At 61.9% G+C, this 16,805-nt stretch carries 17 protein-coding genes and 2 tRNA genes; 14 read left to right on the plus strand and 5 right to left on the minus strand.

All coding sequences use genetic code 11. From position 1 onward, the window contains the following. Positions 1–32 precede the first annotated feature (32 nt). The 4 genes from Q0D31_RS16080 to Q0D31_RS16095 all read right to left on the minus strand — a co-directional run bounded on the left by Q0D31_RS16080 (position 33) and on the right by Q0D31_RS16095 (position 2,826). A tRNA-Glu gene (locus Q0D31_RS16080) sits at positions 33–107 on the minus strand. Positions 108–574: 467 nt separating this feature from the next. After that, the gene (locus tag Q0D31_RS16085; protein WP_291852962.1) at positions 575–1,222 is read right to left on the minus strand and encodes a glutathione S-transferase; all 648 of its coding nucleotides are present in this window, start codon (positions 1,220–1,222) and stop codon (positions 575–577) included. A 366-nt stretch (positions 1,223–1,588) separates the two neighbouring features. Beyond that, positions 1,589–2,041 carry a VOC family protein gene (locus Q0D31_RS16090; RefSeq protein ID WP_291852965.1) on the minus strand — a complete coding sequence of 151 codons (453 nt, stop codon included), beginning with the start codon at positions 2,039–2,041 and terminating at the stop codon, positions 1,589–1,591. A 617-nt stretch (positions 2,042–2,658) separates the two neighbouring features. After that, positions 2,659–2,826, minus strand: coding sequence for a hypothetical protein (locus Q0D31_RS16095; RefSeq protein WP_291852968.1), 168 nt, complete (start codon positions 2,824–2,826; stop codon positions 2,659–2,661). Positions 2,827–2,917: 91 nt separating this feature from the next. On the opposite strand from Q0D31_RS16095, the gene Q0D31_RS16100 reads away from it, so the two are divergent. The 9 genes from Q0D31_RS16100 to Q0D31_RS16140 all read left to right on the plus strand — a co-directional run bounded on the left by Q0D31_RS16100 (position 2,918) and on the right by Q0D31_RS16140 (position 9,918). Beyond that, positions 2,918–3,055, plus strand: coding sequence for a hypothetical protein (locus tag Q0D31_RS16100; RefSeq protein ID WP_291853222.1), 138 nt, complete (start codon positions 2,918–2,920; stop codon positions 3,053–3,055). Next, positions 3,052–3,813, plus strand: a complete 762-nt coding sequence (locus tag Q0D31_RS16105) for a Sir2 family NAD-dependent protein deacetylase (RefSeq protein WP_291853205.1) — start codon at positions 3,052–3,054, stop codon at positions 3,811–3,813. The genes Q0D31_RS16100 and Q0D31_RS16105 overlap by 4 nt, the downstream gene beginning before the upstream one ends. 200 nt (positions 3,814–4,013) lie before the next feature. After that, positions 4,014–4,679 (plus strand): cold-shock protein, encoded by a 666-nt coding sequence (locus Q0D31_RS16110; protein ID WP_291852971.1) that lies wholly within the window; start codon positions 4,014–4,016, stop codon positions 4,677–4,679. 171 nt (positions 4,680–4,850) lie between these two features. Further along, positions 4,851–5,297: a DUF192 domain-containing protein gene (locus tag Q0D31_RS16115; protein WP_291852974.1), complete on the plus strand. Its 447-nt coding sequence runs from the start codon at positions 4,851–4,853 to the stop codon at positions 5,295–5,297. 66 nt (positions 5,298–5,363) lie between these two features. Continuing rightward, positions 5,364–5,440 (plus strand) — tRNA-Pro (locus Q0D31_RS16120). A 77-nt stretch (positions 5,441–5,517) separates the two neighbouring features. Continuing rightward, a complete protein-coding gene (locus Q0D31_RS16125) occupies positions 5,518–5,733 on the plus strand; it encodes a hypothetical protein (protein ID WP_291853225.1) in 216 nt (71 codons plus the stop codon). A gap of 124 nt (positions 5,734–5,857) precedes the next feature. Beyond that, positions 5,858–6,100, plus strand: coding sequence for a hypothetical protein (locus tag Q0D31_RS16130; protein WP_291852977.1), 243 nt, complete (start codon positions 5,858–5,860; stop codon positions 6,098–6,100). A gap of 509 nt (positions 6,101–6,609) precedes the next feature. Beyond that, on the plus strand, positions 6,610–7,386 hold the full coding sequence (locus Q0D31_RS16135) for a cyclase family protein (RefSeq protein ID WP_291852979.1): 777 nt from the start codon (positions 6,610–6,612) through the stop codon (positions 7,384–7,386). Between the two features lie 720 nt (positions 7,387–8,106). Further along, positions 8,107–9,918: a carbamoyltransferase C-terminal domain-containing protein gene (locus Q0D31_RS16140; RefSeq protein WP_291852981.1), complete on the plus strand. Its 1,812-nt coding sequence runs from the start codon at positions 8,107–8,109 to the stop codon at positions 9,916–9,918. Positions 9,919–9,946: 28 nt separating this feature from the next. Here Q0D31_RS16140 and Q0D31_RS16145 read toward each other — a convergent pair whose 3' ends face one another. Next, positions 9,947–11,095, minus strand: coding sequence for an OpgC domain-containing protein (locus tag Q0D31_RS16145; protein WP_291852984.1), 1,149 nt, complete (start codon positions 11,093–11,095; stop codon positions 9,947–9,949). Positions 11,096–11,319: 224 nt separating this feature from the next. On the opposite strand from Q0D31_RS16145, the gene Q0D31_RS16150 reads away from it, so the two are divergent. The 5 genes from Q0D31_RS16150 (at position 11,320) to Q0D31_RS16170 (ending at position 16,762) form a co-directional block, all read left to right on the plus strand. Continuing rightward, the gene (locus tag Q0D31_RS16150) at positions 11,320–11,625 is read left to right on the plus strand and encodes an ETC complex I subunit (protein WP_291852987.1); all 306 of its coding nucleotides are present in this window, start codon (positions 11,320–11,322) and stop codon (positions 11,623–11,625) included. Between the two features lie 182 nt (positions 11,626–11,807). Next, a complete protein-coding gene (locus Q0D31_RS16155) occupies positions 11,808–13,412 on the plus strand; it encodes a carboxyl transferase domain-containing protein (protein ID WP_291852988.1) in 1,605 nt (534 codons plus the stop codon). Positions 13,413–13,414: 2 nt separating this feature from the next. After that, positions 13,415–15,418 (plus strand): acetyl-CoA carboxylase biotin carboxylase subunit, encoded by a 2,004-nt coding sequence (locus Q0D31_RS16160; protein WP_291852991.1) that lies wholly within the window; start codon positions 13,415–13,417, stop codon positions 15,416–15,418. Further along, complete coding sequence (locus tag Q0D31_RS16165) at positions 15,418–16,326, plus strand: hydroxymethylglutaryl-CoA lyase (protein WP_291852994.1); 909 nt, start codon at positions 15,418–15,420, stop codon at positions 16,324–16,326. Before Q0D31_RS16160 ends, Q0D31_RS16165 begins: the two co-directional genes overlap by 1 nt. Before the next feature lie 196 nt (positions 16,327–16,522). Beyond that, a complete protein-coding gene (locus Q0D31_RS16170; RefSeq protein WP_291852998.1) occupies positions 16,523–16,762 on the plus strand; it encodes a pentapeptide MXKDX repeat protein in 240 nt (79 codons plus the stop codon). The last annotated feature ends 43 nt before the right edge of the window (positions 16,763–16,805 follow it).

Below are 16,805 nucleotides of genomic sequence, written 5' to 3' on the forward strand. Positions count from 1 at the left end.
GCGCGACGTCTGTTTGAGGTCAGAGGAACTAATGGCGCTCCCTAGCGGAATCGAACCGCTCTCTCCACCGTGAAAGGGTGGCGTCCTAACCGATAGACGAAGGGAGCAAAAACGACCGGATAATCAATGCTTTGCGCGCTTGATCGCCGGGCCGGTCTCCAACCCTCCCAGTCCAAGGAGGCGGCGACGGCGAACGTATAGTGGCGTTTGGCCGGCCGGGCAAGCCGCCCGGGAGCCTCCTTCATGACACCGTTCCTCCTCTCCCGCGGTCCGGCAGAACGTGGAATGGCGCGGACAGGCGAGGGACGATAAAAGCCGGAGATGCGAAAATCCGTCGTGGTTCTCATTGCCTTGATGTTGCCCGTGGACGGCGCGTTCGCCGAGCGGCCCCGCGGTCAGAAATCCGGTTAGGCCGGGACTTCCGGCAAGCTGCTGCCGGCGAAGCGCGCAGGGCCGGACAATTCCTGTGCCGGGTATGGCGCGGGCTTCGTCAGGATCGAGGGCAGCAACACCTGCATCAAGATCGGCGGGGCGATAAGTGTCGGAGCCGGCTCCTTCGGCCCGCGCTGAGATATCAGGTCATCGGCGGCGCAATGAACCGCACGAAACCGGGGCGGGCCGCGAATTGGGCGAACCAGCGCGCGAGGTTTGGCAGTTCAGGCCTGGTGATCCCTTCGACGCCGAACCAGCGCCGCGCGAATGCGCCGAGCGCGATATCGGCGATCGTGAACTGGTCGCCTTCGATGAAGCGCCGCGTCGCCAGTTGCGCCTCGACAATCCGCCAGACCTCGGCTTCCGCGTCGGCATCCCTCTGGATCGCAACCATGTCGCGCTGTTCAGGCGGCGTTCGCACCAGCGCCCAGAACACCGGCCGGTCGACCGGCTGCAGCGTCGAAAGCGTCCAGTCCAGCCAACGATCGACGGCGGCGCGCGGCTGTGGCTTTGCCGGATAGATCGGCGAGCCCTCGCCATAGGCCAGGCAGAGATAGCGCATGATGGAGTTGGATTCCCACAGCACGTAGTCGCCGTCGACCAGGGTCGGCACGCGGCCGTTCGGATTCATCGCCAGGTACGACGCGTCGTTGTTCCTGCCGAACTGCATGCCCGCGTCGATGCGCTGATAGGCGAGATCGAGTTCGGCGAGGCACCAAAGCACCTTCTGAACATTCACTGAATTGGCGCGGCCCCAGATGGTGAGCGGCGGCTTCCTGCTGTCGGACACGCGTTCTAGCTCCCGTTGATCTCAGCCGTTCATAGCCGAAGGTCGGCTGGAATGCGCGGCGTTTCGCGCGCAGGGGAGGGCTGCAACATCAGGGGAATGGAAAAGAAAGGAAAAGTGAAAAAATACCCTCCGCAGTGCCGCGGGGGTCATCTGGGCTCAACGCCTTGCTACGGCAGCCTCAGCCGCCGAAGAACAGCCATAGCAGGATAATGACCGGAATCGGCACGCCCAGCATCCAGAGCAATATTCCGCGTCCCATCTTGATTTCCTCGATTTCTCAATCAAGGACACAACGCGCTGCCTCGCATGCGGTTCCGGCTGGACCACGGGACGCTTCATGACGCGGACGACGAACTGGTAAACGGCTTACCAGTGTCCGGTGTTGGGCATCGAGGCCCACGGCTCTGCGGGCGGCTTCGGCTGGCCCTTCTGCAACAGTTCGATCGAATGCAGATCGGGCGAACGGACGAACGCCATGTTGCCGTCGCGCGGCGGCCGGTTGATGGTGACGCCGGCCTTCATCAGGCGGTCGCAGGTGGCGTAGATGTCGTCGACCTCATAGGCGAGATGGCCGAAATAGCGGTCCTCTCCGTATTTCTCCTCGTCCCAGTTGTAGGTGAGTTCGACCAGCGGCGCGCCGCGGTTCTGGGGGGCAGCCTTGAACAGGCCTTCGTCCTCGGGCGCGCACAGGAAAACCAGCGTGAAGCGACCCTTGTCATTATCGACCCGGCGGACTTCCTTCAAACCCAGCGCGTCCTGGTAAAACTTCATCGCGGCATCGAGATTGCGCACGCGCAGCATGGTGTGGAGATAACGCATGTTTTTCCTAGCTCCTCATTTCGTTCCGGCGTTCAATAGCAAGGAAACGGGGTAAAGAGCATGAAATTGTGGGGAAGCCTCGGCCTGCCTTTGGCGGCGTTCGCCCTGCAAGGCCTGACAACTTAGCGAGTGGAACGCGTCACGGAGGCTGGTCGCGGTCGTCTTCCAGCGATGGACAAAAATGACTGGGTGACCGAGGCGGGACTATTGTCCGGCTCGGCTAACCAGGCTGTGAATAATCCCCTGGCTGTGAATAGCGGGGAGCATTGCGTAACAAGCCGAAGAGGGAGCTGATGAAAACGACGCCCGCGGTCCTGTGGAAACGCTGGGGTAATCCGATCTCCTACTCGTCGTCCCCTTGAGCATGCGACCACGCCAACGGATCCCGTCAGCAGCGCGGTCACTCCGACGCTCGCTGGTCGCGTGGCGCTCGCTGTCGATCCGATGATCGCTGATAGTTGGCGACACCGATGAATCCCGCATAGCCGATCACGTTTACGACAATTTCCATCCACGCCTGCATGCTGCACCTCTGAAATATTCCGACCTTTGAATATTCCAACCTTTGGGGAGCACTCTCGTTCCGCAGCTGCGAATAGGATGGCACGTGCAAGGGCTCAAGTCCGAAAAGCTGGCCGGCCAAATCCGCTCCAGGCATTGCCCAGGGTGGTCGCGTAATACTCTTCGCGCTCGCGTTCGAATTTACGTTGTGTTTCCCTGAAACTGGCCACGCGGGCTGCGATTTCGGCTCGATCCTGCGCGAGTTGCTCTTCCTGTTCGGTCATCGTCGTCCCATTTGTTCGCCTGATTCGCGTTGCCTGTTATTGGCGGGCGCGAATGGGGCGCGAATGGGGAAGCGGTATTGCTGGATTGTGATTGCGCGGCTGGATCAAGTTCGGCGGTGGAAAGAAGCACGCAGAGTTCCGAGGGCTTGCACCGCCGCTGCGCGATCTGGCAATCCAGACAGCCATTGCTATAGTCATCATCGGTCAACAACTTGGATTGCCCGTGTGATCGCCAGGGATCTGCCCAGCGGCGTCGAACAGCTCGGCGACATGATCGCCCAAGCCGCCTCTATCGTTCCGTTTACCGGCGCCGGCATTTCTACTGAATGCGGCATTCCTGATTTTCGCTCGCCCGGCGGGCTGTGGACCCGTAACCGGCCGATCCCATTCGATGAATTCGTCTCCAGCCCCGCCGCGCGGGGGGAAGCCTGGCGGCGGCGTTTTGCCATGGAGCCGACGTTTGCCGCGGCAAAGCCGGGCCGCGGGCACCGCGCTCTGGCGTCGCTTTACCGGGCCGGCAAAATTCCGGCGATCATTACCCAGAACATCGACAATCTGCATCAGATGTCGGGTTTCAAGGCCGACGACGTGGTCGAACTGCACGGCAATACCACCTACGCCCGCTGTATCGGCTGTGGTCAGGCCTATGATCTTGTCTGGGTAAAGGCCCATTTCGAACGAAGCGGCGGGGCGCCTGACTGCACGGTCTGCGACCAGCCAGTGAAGACGGCGACCATCTCGTTCGGACAATCGATGCCGGAGGAGGCGATGCGCCGCGCCACCGAGCTTGCCCAGCACTGCGATTTGTTTCTTGCCATCGGTTCGTCACTGGTTGTTTGGCCTGCGGCGGGCTTTCCGATGATGGCCAAGAACTGCGGCGCCAGGCTCGTTATCATCAACAACGAGCCTACAGAGCAGGATGAAGTGGCGGATCTCGTGATCCGTCACGACATCGGAGAGACGCTCGGGCCGTTCGTAGGCAATTGATCCGCGATTGATTCGCGGCTGTGCAAGCTTGTTCATAGTTTTAGATTGCGTTGCTTTTTAGCTATGCGCCGCGATCGAGAGTGTTATCTTTTGGTTCAAGAGATTCGCGCGGCGTTGTCATGAATGGTCATGGATGGGCGCGGGCCGGTGCCGCTAACGCGATGATAGCGGGCCATTTTTTATGTGTGGGGTCCGGGGTCATGGGGTCGGACGGATTTGAGTCCAAGAAGCTCGGCGGGCTGCCGACAGGCGGGTCGAGCCAGAATACGCTTGGACCGGGGGAATACGCTGCCGGCGCTGAACGCGATCCGGCACTGAACGCGCTGTCTGGCCTTGGCGATGCCGCGGCCACTCTCGTGGAAATATCCGGCGTCATCAAATGGTTCGATGCCTCCAAGGGGTATGGTTTCATCGTTCCGGACAATGGCGCGCCCGACGTGCTGCTGCACGTCACCGTTCTCCGGCGCGATGGCTACCAGACGGCCTATGAAGGGGCGCGGCTGGTTGTCGAATGCGTCCAGCGTGCCAAGGGTTACCAGGCGTTCCGCATCGTCTCGATGGACGAGTCCACCGCGATCCATCCGGCACAGATGCTTCCGCCTCGGACCCATGTCAGCGTCACGCCGACCAGCGGCCTGGAGCGGGCTCAGGTCAAGTGGTTCAACCGGTTGCGTGGCTTCGGCTTCCTGACATGCGGCGAGGGGACGCCGGATATCTTCGTCCACATGGAAACGCTGCGTCGCTTCGGCATGACCGAGCTTCGTCCCGGACAATACGTGCTGGTGCGCTTCGGACCCGGCTCCAAAGGCATGATGGCGGCCGAAATTCATCCCGAGACCGGGCCATCGGCGCTTTCCTCACACTAGTTGCCGCGCAACTCCTGACGGGATCGTGAGCCGGACCGTCGGTGCTGGCTGCCTCTGGTATTTGCCGCAATCATCGGGTTAGGCTTCAGGCAAACATTCCCGATGCATGGTGCGAGCGCTTCGATGATTTTCGCTTCAATGTTCACGCGGCGGCGCGTGCGCTGCCTGATGATGTCGCTGGTTGCCGCATTTGGCATGCTGGTCAGCCCCAGCCACGAGTCCATTGTACAGGCCGCGAGCGTTCAGCCGCTTGAGATTGTTACCAAATCAGGCGTGCACGTGTTTTCGGTCGAGATGGCGACGACCGAGGAGGAACGGCAGACCGGGCTGATGCACCGCAGGGAACTGCCTGACGGCAAAGGCATGCTGTTCGATTTCTCGCCGGAGCAGCAGATATCGATGTGGATGAAGAACACCTACATCTCGCTGGACATGATTTTCATCCGCGCCGACGGCCGCATCCTGCGGATCGCCGAGAATACCGAGCCGCTGTCCACCAAGATCATCTCCTCAGGCGGGTTGGCCAAAGGGGTGCTCGAGGTTATCGCCGGTACCGCGCAAAAATACGGCATCCAGCCCGGGGACCGGGTCGCGCACCCGCTGTTCAATAAACGCTGAGCCCTGACGGCCATCGCCTTGAAGGTTGCGGTCTAAGCGTGTATCGACGCCTCTCCAGCACCAAATCGGGGTATAGCGCAGCCTGGTAGCGCGGCAGTTTTGGGTACTGCAGGTCGTTGGTTCGAATCCAGCTGCCCCGACCAAGTTTCTCGCAACCTCGCCAACCAAGTTGAAATCGCGTTCGTGTTATGTTCTAAGTCACATCGAGAGGTGGTGACCCATGGATGTGAAGAAGCAACGCGAAATCATCCGGCTCTGGAACCGGATGCGCCGGGTCGAGGGCCCCATCGCCGAGGAAATTCGAATCCAGATATTGGAGCGCTTTGCGGATGCGCCGAACGCGCAGATGAGCGATCACCGGGCGGGTGCGTGGCCGCATCCGGTTAGAGCCCGCGCAAGCGTAGCGCTCGACGCCGCGGCGACAACTTCGCGCTGACAGTATCGGAGTTCCTCGCATCCGGTTCCCTGGCCGTCAGGATTGACGGAATCGGCAGACGGTGCATGCTGCGAGCATGCTGTCGCGTATGCGCAATCATTTTCAGGATACGAAATTTGCCCGCATGAGCAGCGGGACTTACTGCATCATTCGCGATCTCGGTTTGGTCAAGGGCGGAAAGGGAATGAGGCATCACGAAGTCCTGTTCACCTTCAGCCTCAAGGCGTTCCGCCAATCGATCGCGCTCGCGCTCGGCTATCTCGCGCGCATGGCGAAGCGGCGGTCTCGCGCGCTGCAGGGCTGGCCGCAGGATATCGGAACCAGCGCGCCATCATCTCCGGTGCCCGACCGCGCGTCCCGGCGATAGCGCCACGCGAGCTTGCGCGACGGCTCGAGCTGGTTTCTCAGGAATGGCGCGTCGAACCGCAACACGGCTAGATCTCTCTTCGAAGGGCGTCCGGAAGCTTTCAGCGATCCGAACGCCCCTTGCATTTCGTCAAACTAGATCGCGGATAGAATGTTTGACCAGAATGCGAGCGCCGTAACGAAGAGAAAGATAGCGGCAAAGGAAGCCACCTCTTCTAGGAGGCTGATCATCATCACAGAAGTCCCAGTTGTTCAGTTGCGAAGTTGTGACCGACTGGTCACGGCTGGTAAGTTGCATCCGCCGTGCCATTTTCATTGGCGTACGAAATCAGCATGTTGATGTGATCGAAAGATTCCAATTACCATGACAAGGTCGCGCTTTTCCGACCCGCACGGAAATCCTTGCCTAGCGACCCCGGCGATCTTGCGCGGGCTAGGCCCGCGGCGCGTGAGACTTGCGCTGGGTGCTCGCAGGACCGATTGATCAAGGAAGAAGAACGAGGAAACGCCATGGCGCGCAGATTGATCGACATCTCCGTTCCCCTGCAGAACGACGTGCCTGCTGATCCGCCGGGCGGGCATCCGACCATCCAGTACATCGACCATCAGCAAGGATTGCCGCGAATGCTCGGATTCTTCGAGGGCCTGAAGGCGGAAGACCTGCCGGACGGGCAGGGCTGGGCGGTCGAGCAGGTGCAGCTATCCACCCATAACGGCACGCATCTCGATGCGCCCTGGCATTTCCATCCCACCATGAACCGCGGCGAGCGCGCCTGGACCATCGACGAGGTGCCGCTGGAATGGTGCCTGCAGCCCGGCGTCAAGCTTGACTTCCGGCATTTCGACGATGGCTATGTCGCCACCGCCGCCGATGTCGAAGCCGAGTTGAAGCGGATCGGCCATACGCTGTCGCCGCTGGAAATCGTCGTGGTCAACACCAGCGCCGGGGTCAAGTATGGCCGCCAGGACTACGTCACCTCAGGCTGCGGCATGGGATACGAGGCGACGATGTACCTGCTGGAGCGCGGTGTGCGGCTGACCGGCATCGACGGCTGGAGTTGGGACGCGCCGTTCATCTACACCGCGAAGAAGTATGCCGAGACGGGCGATGCCAGCCTGATCTGGGAAGGCCACAAGGCCGGGCGGCATATCGGTTATTGCCACATCGAGAAGCTGCACAATCTCGAGCAATTGCCGCCTACCGGCTTCATGGTGTCGTGCTTCCCGGTGAAGATCGAGGGCGCCTCTGCGGGCTGGACCCGGGCGGTCGCCATTCTGGACGGCTGATCATGCCGGTTGGCTATGACAATCGGAGCCAAAAAAGACAACGCGAATAGTTAAAGGCGCGCCGGCTTTCCGACGCGCCGTCATACATCCTGTATCAAATTTTCGGCCGGGGAATTGCCGCTGTTACCACCTGCAGACACGTTGGCCATAGGCATTCCACCAGCAGCGGGGACTGGGCCGAACAATGAATGGGACGCCATAGTAGCCATAGCCTCGTCCATAGCCCCGTCCGCGGCCGCGGCCGCGCGCATAACCTCGGCCCCGGCCTCTGCCCCGACCGCCGCGCGCCTCGGCAGAGGTGGTCGCTCCACCCACGAGAATTGCGGATGTGCTGACGGCGTAGACGAACAACAACGCCAACGCGGCGAGGCAGCGGGTCAGGATATTGTAGCGTTGGGTCATCCAATGGTCTCCCGATCAGTTTCAAGAAATCTCGCGGTTTCATCGCGATGCGCTTGGAAGCACTTCGGCTCAAGTGCTGCGGCAGTGTATTGCCAAGGTTATCAACCGGTTTTGGATTCTATGGATGAGGGAGAGTAGGGTCAAGTTATAGTCCCGATTTTCGCAAACCAGCGGGTGGTCCTGTTCATCTTCCTGAACGTCGAAGATCGCGCGCCGCGGAACCAACCTGTAACCCCTGCGATAAAGCCTCACCCGCAACCCGATGTTGACACGATCTCTCCATTTTTGTCGCAAGACCTATCCGCCACGAAGAGTATCATGATGAAGAAGCACACCTATGTCCTTGGCCTGAACACCTATGATCACGACGTGAGCGCCTGCTTGCTGCGCGACGGCGCCATCGCGTTTGCGATCGCCAAGGAGCGGATCACGCGGGCCAAGCATGCATCGGGATTCTACAAGGAAGTGATCGACTATTGCCTTGAGGCCGAAGGAATCACGCTCGACGATATCGATCTGGTTGTCCGCAATTGCTACATCCTGCCGGTTCCGGAAATGGAGGAACGGCTGGTCTATTTCGACGCGCCGGGCTTTCTCCCCGATTTCGAGCGGGGCGACGCGGCCAAGCATCCGCTGTACCGGTCGCGATCGGACAAGGTTGTCACGATCTCCCATCATCTGGCGCACGCCTACAGCGCGTTTGCGGTATCGCCGTTCGAGCAGGGCGTCGTGATGATCGTCGATGGCGTCGGCAGTTACGCCTCCGACGTCATGGAGGCATATCCGCCCGGTGACACCGCGACGCCGCTCGCGCGCGAGTCCGAGAGCTATTACAAGTTCAACGGGACCAGACTGGAATGCCTGAAAAAGGTCTGGATGGAGCCGGACCGCGGCTTTCTGAGCGATGAATTCTACAACATGCCCGGTCTTGGCGCGCTCTACAGCCGCGCATCGACCTACATTTTTGGCGACTGGAACAAGTGCGGCGAGTTGATGGGACTGGCGCCCTATGGCCGCCGCGACCAGGTCAGACCCTTGCTGGAATTGAGCGACGGCAAGCTCCATGTTCCGCCCTGGACCGCCGAATTCAGGGAGCCTTACGTTGCCGATGCCGGCAGCAATTGGGAGCGCAGCCCCTCGATGCGCCACTGGGAGGATCTGGCCTGGCGTACGCAGGACGATACCGAAAGCGTGCTGCTGGCCCGTGCCCGCTGGCTGCGTGAAACCACCGGCGCCAAAAATCTCTGCATGGCCGGGGGCGTCGCGCTGAATTGCGTGGCGAACGGGCGGGTCGCCCGCGAAGCCGGCTTCGACAATGTCTGGATCCAGCCCGCGGCGGGCGATGATGGCATTGCGATCGGCTGCGCTTATTATGGCTGGCTGGAGATTCTGGAACGGCGCCGTTCCTTTGTGATGGAACATTCCTACGTCGGCAAGCGCTATGACAGTCAGGACATCGACTCCGCGTTGCGAAAAGTTCTGGTCCGCATTCAGGTTGAGGCCAGGCGCAGCGACAATGTGTGCCGCGACACCGCCAGGCTGCTCGCCGACCAGCGCGTGATCGGCTGGTTTCAGGACCGCTCGGAGTTTGGTCCGCGCGCGTTGGGCAACCGCTCCCTGCTGGCTGATCCGCGCAAGCCCGAAATGAAGGACATCCTGAACAGCCGCGTCAAGCACCGGCAGGCGTTTCGGCCCTTCGCGCCGATCGTTCTGGCCGAACGCATGAAGGATGTCTTTGAAGGCGACGAGGACTCGCCCTTCATGCTGATCGCCAAGCCGGTTCGGCCTGAATGGCGCGACAGGATTCCGGCGATCGTGCATGTCGACGGCACCGCGCGCGTCCAGACCGTCCGCGAAGCGACCAATCCGATGCTTTACCGGCTGCTGAAGGAGTTCGAGGCGCTGACCGGCGTTCCGGTGCTGATCAACACGTCATTCAACATCAAAGGCGAGCCGATCGTGGAAACGCCTGGCGATGCCGTGAGTTGCTTCTTGACCACGGGAATCGATCATCTGGTCATGCACGACATGATGGTATCGAAGACGGCGATGCACCGGGTCGTTGCACCGCTGGTCACGGTCTACGCCGACGTGCGAACGCTGGTGGCCTCGACCGCGCAGCCAGCCTGAACGAAGCCGCGGCCCATCCGAAAGCCGCTCAGGCGGCCTTCGGAACGGGCGTCTTCGGCAGCGGCTTGTCCTGCCGCTTCGACCAGGAGATGTAGTAGGCGACCGCCGTCATGATCGCGATACCGGCCACGCTGACGAAAATCTGCGCGAGCAGCGAGCCCGAGCTTACCGACAGCAGGAAATGCGCGACAAAGGACAGGAACACGCCGACGCAGAATACCGCGAGCGACTGCTGGCCACAGACGACCAGCGGATCGAAAACCTTCCACTCCAGGCCCGGCCATTCCTTCGGCACAAAGCGGATGACGAGAATGACAAGCACGACGAAATGCAGGAATCGATAGGGGGCCAGATTGGTCTTGTCGTTTGGATTGAAGGTGGAATAGAGCCATTTCGGGAACATGGCGCCTACATCCGGAAAGGTGCCCGCCATGGTCATGACCAGCGCGAGGATCATGTAGGCGATGCAGAACCACAGGGTGGCCGGGTGCATGACCAAGGCCCTCGACTTCTGTGCGCCGCCGAGCGCGCACCACGAGCCGAATACGAACAACACCTGCCAGGCGAACGGATTGAAATACCACGTGCCGGTCGGGTAGGCGGGCAGGTTCCATCCGGTTTGACGGGACGCCAACCACAGCACGATGGCCGCTACCATGGTCCAGTTGGGCTGCCGCAGCATCAGCCACAGCACCGGCGGGAATAGTCCCATCAGCACGATATAGAGAGGCAGCACGTCCAGATTGACGGGCTTGAACTTCAGGAACAGACCCTGCCGCAGCGTTTCGGTGGCGTTATCCACCAGGCCAACAACGTTGAACTCGTTCACCAGTTCGGAATCGCCGAAGCGGAGCGCCAGATAGCTGATCGAGGCGATATAGATGACAAACAGGACAACGTGGGCGACGTAGAGTTGCCAGACGCGCTTGGTCAGCCGCGTGGCGCCCACGACGAAGCCGCGCTCCAGCATCATCCGGGCGTAGACAAAAGAAGCCGTGTAGCCGGATATGAATACGAACAGGTCGGCGGCGTCGCTGAAGCCGTAATTTCGAGTTGTAATCCAGTTCACGACGTTGTTCGGGATGTGATCGAGGTAGATCGCCCAGTTCGCGACGCCGCGAAACAGGTCGAGCCTGAGGTCGCGTCCTTTTTCCGGCAGGGTGGCGTTGATTTTCATGGCTGCGGTTTCGTGTTCAAGCCTAGGCAAAGGTCGTGCGGCGGAAACGGGTCGAGGGAAAGCCCGGGATTGTCACAGTACGGCCAAATGACTATACCAACGCGGAAACGATACGCCCCCAGTTTCTGGAATCACCTGTCAAGCGCCAGCCGGCTGTCTCTATACTATCCCGGCTTGTTCCACCACCGCTTCCGTTTTGCTCTCCGCCGAGGACCGCCCAAGCCATGACCGCTCGCATTTTTAGGCCGGCCAAGAACGCGATGCAATCGGGCAAGGCCACGACCCGGGAATGGCAGCTCGACTACGAGCCGGAGCAGCCGCGGGCGATCGAGCCCCTAATGGGCTGGACCTCTTCGAGTGACATGAAGCAGCAGCTCACCCTGCATTTCGAGACCAGGGAAGACGCGATCGCCTATTGCGAACGCAAGGGCATCCCCTATCAGGTGATCGAGCCCAAGGATCCGGTCCGACGGCCGGCGGCCTATGCCGACAATTTCGCCTTCAGGCGCGTCGAGCCCTGGACCCATTAGCAGGCTGGGGCCATCGGTCGTCTTGCCTCGCCGGGTAAGGTAGAGCCGACCTCCACCCGACCGACCGGCCGTCCGAGCTTCACATTGAGGCAAAGATGGTACAGGCTGCGCGTGTCCAAGCTGTTCCCGACTGGCTTGCAGCACTCCCACCGGCTCTTCTGCATCCAAAGAAACCGTCGATCATGCCGCTTCATTCCACCATCGATCCCAACTCTCCCGACTTTGCCCGCAACGCCGAGGCGATGCGCAGTTTGGTGGCCGAGCTTCGCGAAAAACTCAAGGTGGTGTCCGGCGGCGGTGGGGAGACGTCGCGCAAGCGGCATACTGCGCGCGGCAAGATGCTGGCGCGCGAGCGTGTCGACCTCCTGGTCGATCCCGGCACAGCCTTTCTCGAACTGTCGCCGCTCGCCGCCCATGGCCTCTATGGTGGCGACGTCCACTCCGCCAGCGTCATCACCGGGGTTGGACGGATTTCGGGCCGCGAATGCGTTGTTGTCGCCAATGACGCGACCATTAAGGGGGGCACCTATTATCCCCTGACGGTGAAGAAGCATCTGCGCGCGCAGGATATCGCCCGGCAGAACAATCTGCCCTGCATCTACATGGTCGATTCCGGCGGCGCCTTCCTGCCGATGCAGGACGAGATCTTTCCGGACGAGCGGCATTTCGGCCGCATCTTTTACAACCAGGCGCAGATGTCGTCGCAGGGCATTCCCCAGATTGCGATCGTGATGGGATCCTGCACCGCCGGCGGCGCCTATGTGCCGGCGATGTCGGACGAGAGCATCATCGTGCGCAATCAAGGCACGATTTTCCTCGGTGGCCCGCCGCTGGTGAAGGCTGCGACCGGGGAGGTGGTGACGGCCGAGGAACTCGGCGGCGCCGACGTGCATTCGCGCCAGTCCGGAGTCACCGACCACTATGCGCAGAATGATGCCCATGCGATCGGGATTGCCCGGCGCATCGTCGGCACGCTGAAACCGCCGACGCGCGCCGCGCTCAATATGCGCGAGCCACGTCAGCCGCTGTTTCCGGCGGAAGAGATTTACGGCGTGGTTTCCGCCGACGGCCGCAAGCCGTTCGACGTGCGCGATATCATCGCAAGGGTCGTCGATGGCTCCGAATTCGACGAGTTCAAGAAGCTCTACGGCACGACGCTGATCTGCGGATTCGCCCACATCTGGGGCTATCCGGTCGGCATCATCGCCAACAACGGTATCTTGTTCAGCGAGAGCTCGCTGAAGGGCGCGCATTTCATCGAACTGTGCTGCCAGCGCGGTATCCCGCTGGTGTTCCTGCAGAACATCACCGGCTTCATGGTTGGCAAGAAGTACGAGGCCGGCGGCATCGCACGCGACGGCGCCAAGCTGGTGACGGCGGTTGCGACCGCCGGCGTGCCGAAATTCACCGTGGTGATCGGCGGCTCTTATGGCGCCGGAAATTACGGGATGAGTGGCCGGGCCTATAGCCCGCGTTTCCTGTGGATGTGGCCGAACGCGCGCGTCTCCGTGATGGGCGGCGAGCAGGCCGCGATGGTGTTGAGCCAGGTCCGTCGCGACAATATCGAGGCCAAGGGCGAAAGCTGGTCGGCCGAGGAAGAGGACAAGTTTCGCGCACCGATCCGCGCGCAGTACGAAAGCCAGGGCAATCCTTATTACGCAACAGCGCGGCTGTGGGATGACGGGGTGATCGACCCCGCCGACACGCGGCTGGTGCTCGGGCTTGGGTTGTCGGCCGCGGCCAACGCGCCGATCGAAGCGACCAGGTTCGGCCTGTTCAGGATGTGATGATGGACCGCTCAAAACTCTATCGGCGTTTTCACACCCTCCTGATCGCCAACCGCGGCGAGATCGCCTGCCGCGTCATCCGTTCCGCCCGAGGCATGGGCCTGCGCACGGTCGCCGTCTACTCGGAGGCCGACCGCGACGCCATGCATGTCGCGATGGCGGACGAGGCGGTATTGCTTGGACCTGCACGGGCGCGCGACAGCTATCTCAATATCGAGCGCGTGATCGAGGCCGCGCGCCGGACCGGCGCCGAGGCCGTCCATCCCGGTTACGGCTTTCTGTCGGAGAATGCCGAATTCGCACAGGCCTGCCTGGATTCCGGGCTGGTGTTCGTTGGCCCGACTGCGGCAATGATGACCGCGATGGGTTCGAAGTCCGGCTCCAAAGTGCTGATGGAGAAGGCCGGTGTTCCGCTGGTGCCCGGCTATCACGGCGAGGCTCAGGACGAGGCCGTGCTGGCGAAGGCCGCTGACAAGATCGGTTTTCCCGTGCTGGTGAAGGCGTCCGCCGGTGGGGGAGGCCGCGGCATGCGCGTGGTCAATTCGGCCGGCGAACTGGCGGCTGCGATCGTCAGCGCCAAGCGCGAGGCCAAGGCGGCGTTCGGTGATGACCGTATGCTGATCGAGAAATTCGTTCAGAACCCCCGCCACATCGAGGTGCAGATCATCGGCGACAGCCACGGCAACCTGCTGTCGCTGTTCGAGCGCGAATGCACGCTGCAGCGCCGGCACCAGAAGGTGATCGAGGAAGCGCCATCGCCGACCCTTGATCCCAAGCAGCGCGAGGCGGTCTGCGCCGCCGCGCGCAAGGCCGCCGCGGCCGTCAACTATGTCGGCGCTGGCACCATCGAATTCGTTTCCGACGGCAAGGAGGTGTTCTTTATCGAGATGAACACGCGATTGCAGGTCGAGCATCCCGTGACCGAGCTCGTTACCGGCGTCGATCTGGTGGAGTGGCAGTTGCGAGTGGCGTTCGGCGAAAGGCTGCCGATGGCGCAAGACGAGATCAGGCTCAACGGCCACGCCATCGAGGCGCGGGTCTACGCCGAGAATCCGCAGAAGAATTTCATGCCGTCGGTCGGGCGGATCAGGACCTGGCGCACGCCCGCGGCCGTGGACGGCCTGCGGATCGACGCCGGCTATCGGGATGGGGATGCGGTGTCGCCGCATTACGACGCCATGCTGGCCAAGGTGATTGCGTGGGCGCCGACCCGTCATGCCGCGATCGAGCGGCTCAACCGCGGGCTGGAGCAGACCGACGTTCGCGGCATCGTCACCAACATTCCGTTCCTGTCGGCCCTAGTGACGCATCCGGACGTGCGCGCCAACGTCATCGATACCGGCTTCATCGAACGTGAACTGACGAAGCTGACGGCGCCGGGCGCGCCCGGCGATCTCGAATTCTGCGCCGCCGCCGCCGCCGTCGTTCACGAGGAGAGGAAATCGGCGGGCAAGGAAGCGCATTCGCCATGGCAGACCTTCGGCTGGATGCCGGTCGGGGAGCGGCAGCGGGTATTCGTGTTCCGTCAGGCCACGGGCGCCGAACAGAAGGTGACGCTGCGATATGGCGCCGGACCGTCGGTGCTGTCGATCGGCGAGCGGGAATTCGCTTTCGAGACGTCGGCGGCGGAGGACGGCGGCTTCGACCTGACGCTCGACGGGATGAAGTCGCGCGTCATCGCCGTGATCGAAGGTCACGAGCTTTACCTGCGTACCCGTGGCGGTCGTTTCGACCTGCACTGGGTCGATCCGTTCGGCGGTGAGACTGAGGAGCAGGTCGGCGAAGACAAGATCGTGGCGCCGCTGCCGGGCACGGTCGTGGCGCTGTTGGCCGAGGAGGGCGCGAAGCTCGAGAAGGGGGCGGCGATCCTTACCCTCGAAGTCATGAAGATGGAGCAGACCTTGCGCGCGCCCTTTGCCGGCGTCCTGAAGAAAATCAAGTGCAGGGTTGGCGACATCGTCGGCGAAGGCGTCGAACTCGCCGAGCTCGAACCGGCGTCCGCCTGATGGGCGATCGGGTCCGCATCGTCGAGGTCGGGCCGCGCGACGGGCTGCAGAACGAGAAGGTTCCGATCAGTGTTGCCGACCGGATCGCCTTCATCGAGGCGCTGATCGGCGCGGGGCTGGAAGCCGTAGAGGTTGGCGCCTTCGTGTCGCCGAAGGCTATCCCGCAGATGGTGGGTTCGGATGCGGTGCTGCGCGGTGTCCGCCATCATGCGAATTGCGAACTTCCGGTACTCGTCCCGAACGAGAAAGGATACGAGGCGTCGCAGGCTGCGGGCGCCAGGTTGATCGCGGTATTCGCGGCGGCGTCGGAGAGTTTCTCGCGCGCCAACATCAACTGCTCGATTGCTGAATCGATCGAGCGCTTCAAGCCGGTTCTGGTGCGGGCCAAGGCCGATGGCGTCCGGGTGCGCGGTTATGTTTCCTGCGTGCTTGGCTGCCCCTATGAGGGCGAGATTCCGCAAGCGGCGGTCGTCGACGTCGCCAGGATGTTGTGGGATCTCGGCTGTTACGAAATCTCGCTCGGCGACACCATCGGCGTCGGCACGCCCGTGAAGGCGCGGCATCTGCTACGCGCGGTCGGCGGTCATGTGCCGATGGGCAATCTCGCGATGCATTTTCATGACACCTACGGGCAGGCGTTGGCCAATCTCTATGCCGGGATGGAGGAGGGGTGCCGGGTGATCGATTCCGCCGCCGGCGGCCTCGGCGGCTGTCCCTACGCGCCCGGAGCGACCGGCAACGTCGCGACCGAGGATGTCGTCTACATGCTGGAAGGCATGGGAGTAGCCACCGGCGTCGATCTGCCCAGGCTCGTCGCGGCGACCAACGTTATGAGCCGGCTGATCGGTCGCCCGCCGCTCAGCCGTGTGGCGGCAGCGCTGAATGCGAAGGTGCGGGTGGCGAAGTAAGTCGCTTGGGCGGCCAGCGCGCCCATATCCAGGATTGCCCGGCGCAGGCACGGCCGTCCGGGGTGATTTATTCGCCTTCAACAAACCGTGACGTCAATGCGCTTCCGGTAACAAAACCCGCCGCGGGATCGTCGTTTTGGGGGAAGCGGCAGATGTCGCTTTGAAAAATTCACCCAAACCAAGGGATGTTCGATCCATGATTACCAAGAAACGCATTGGCTTCGGCCTTTCCGCCGCGCTTGTTTCGCTCAGCCTGGCGCTTGCGCCGGCCGCCTTCGCTCAGGACAAGATGGGCAAGGACGACGGCATGAAGAAGGATTCCATGTCCAAGGACGCCATGAAGAAAGACGATGGCGCGATGAAGAAGGACGGAATGAAGCACGACAGCATGATGAAGGACGGCATGAAGAAAGACGATGGAATGAAGAAGAACTAAGCCGTCCGGCTTTCTTCTTGCAGGCTCGTCTCGTTGCTGGGGC

It is taken from the genome of Bradyrhizobium sp., assembly GCF_022844465.1.
In the GTDB taxonomy this organism is placed as follows: domain Bacteria; phylum Pseudomonadota; class Alphaproteobacteria; order Rhizobiales; family Xanthobacteraceae; genus Bradyrhizobium.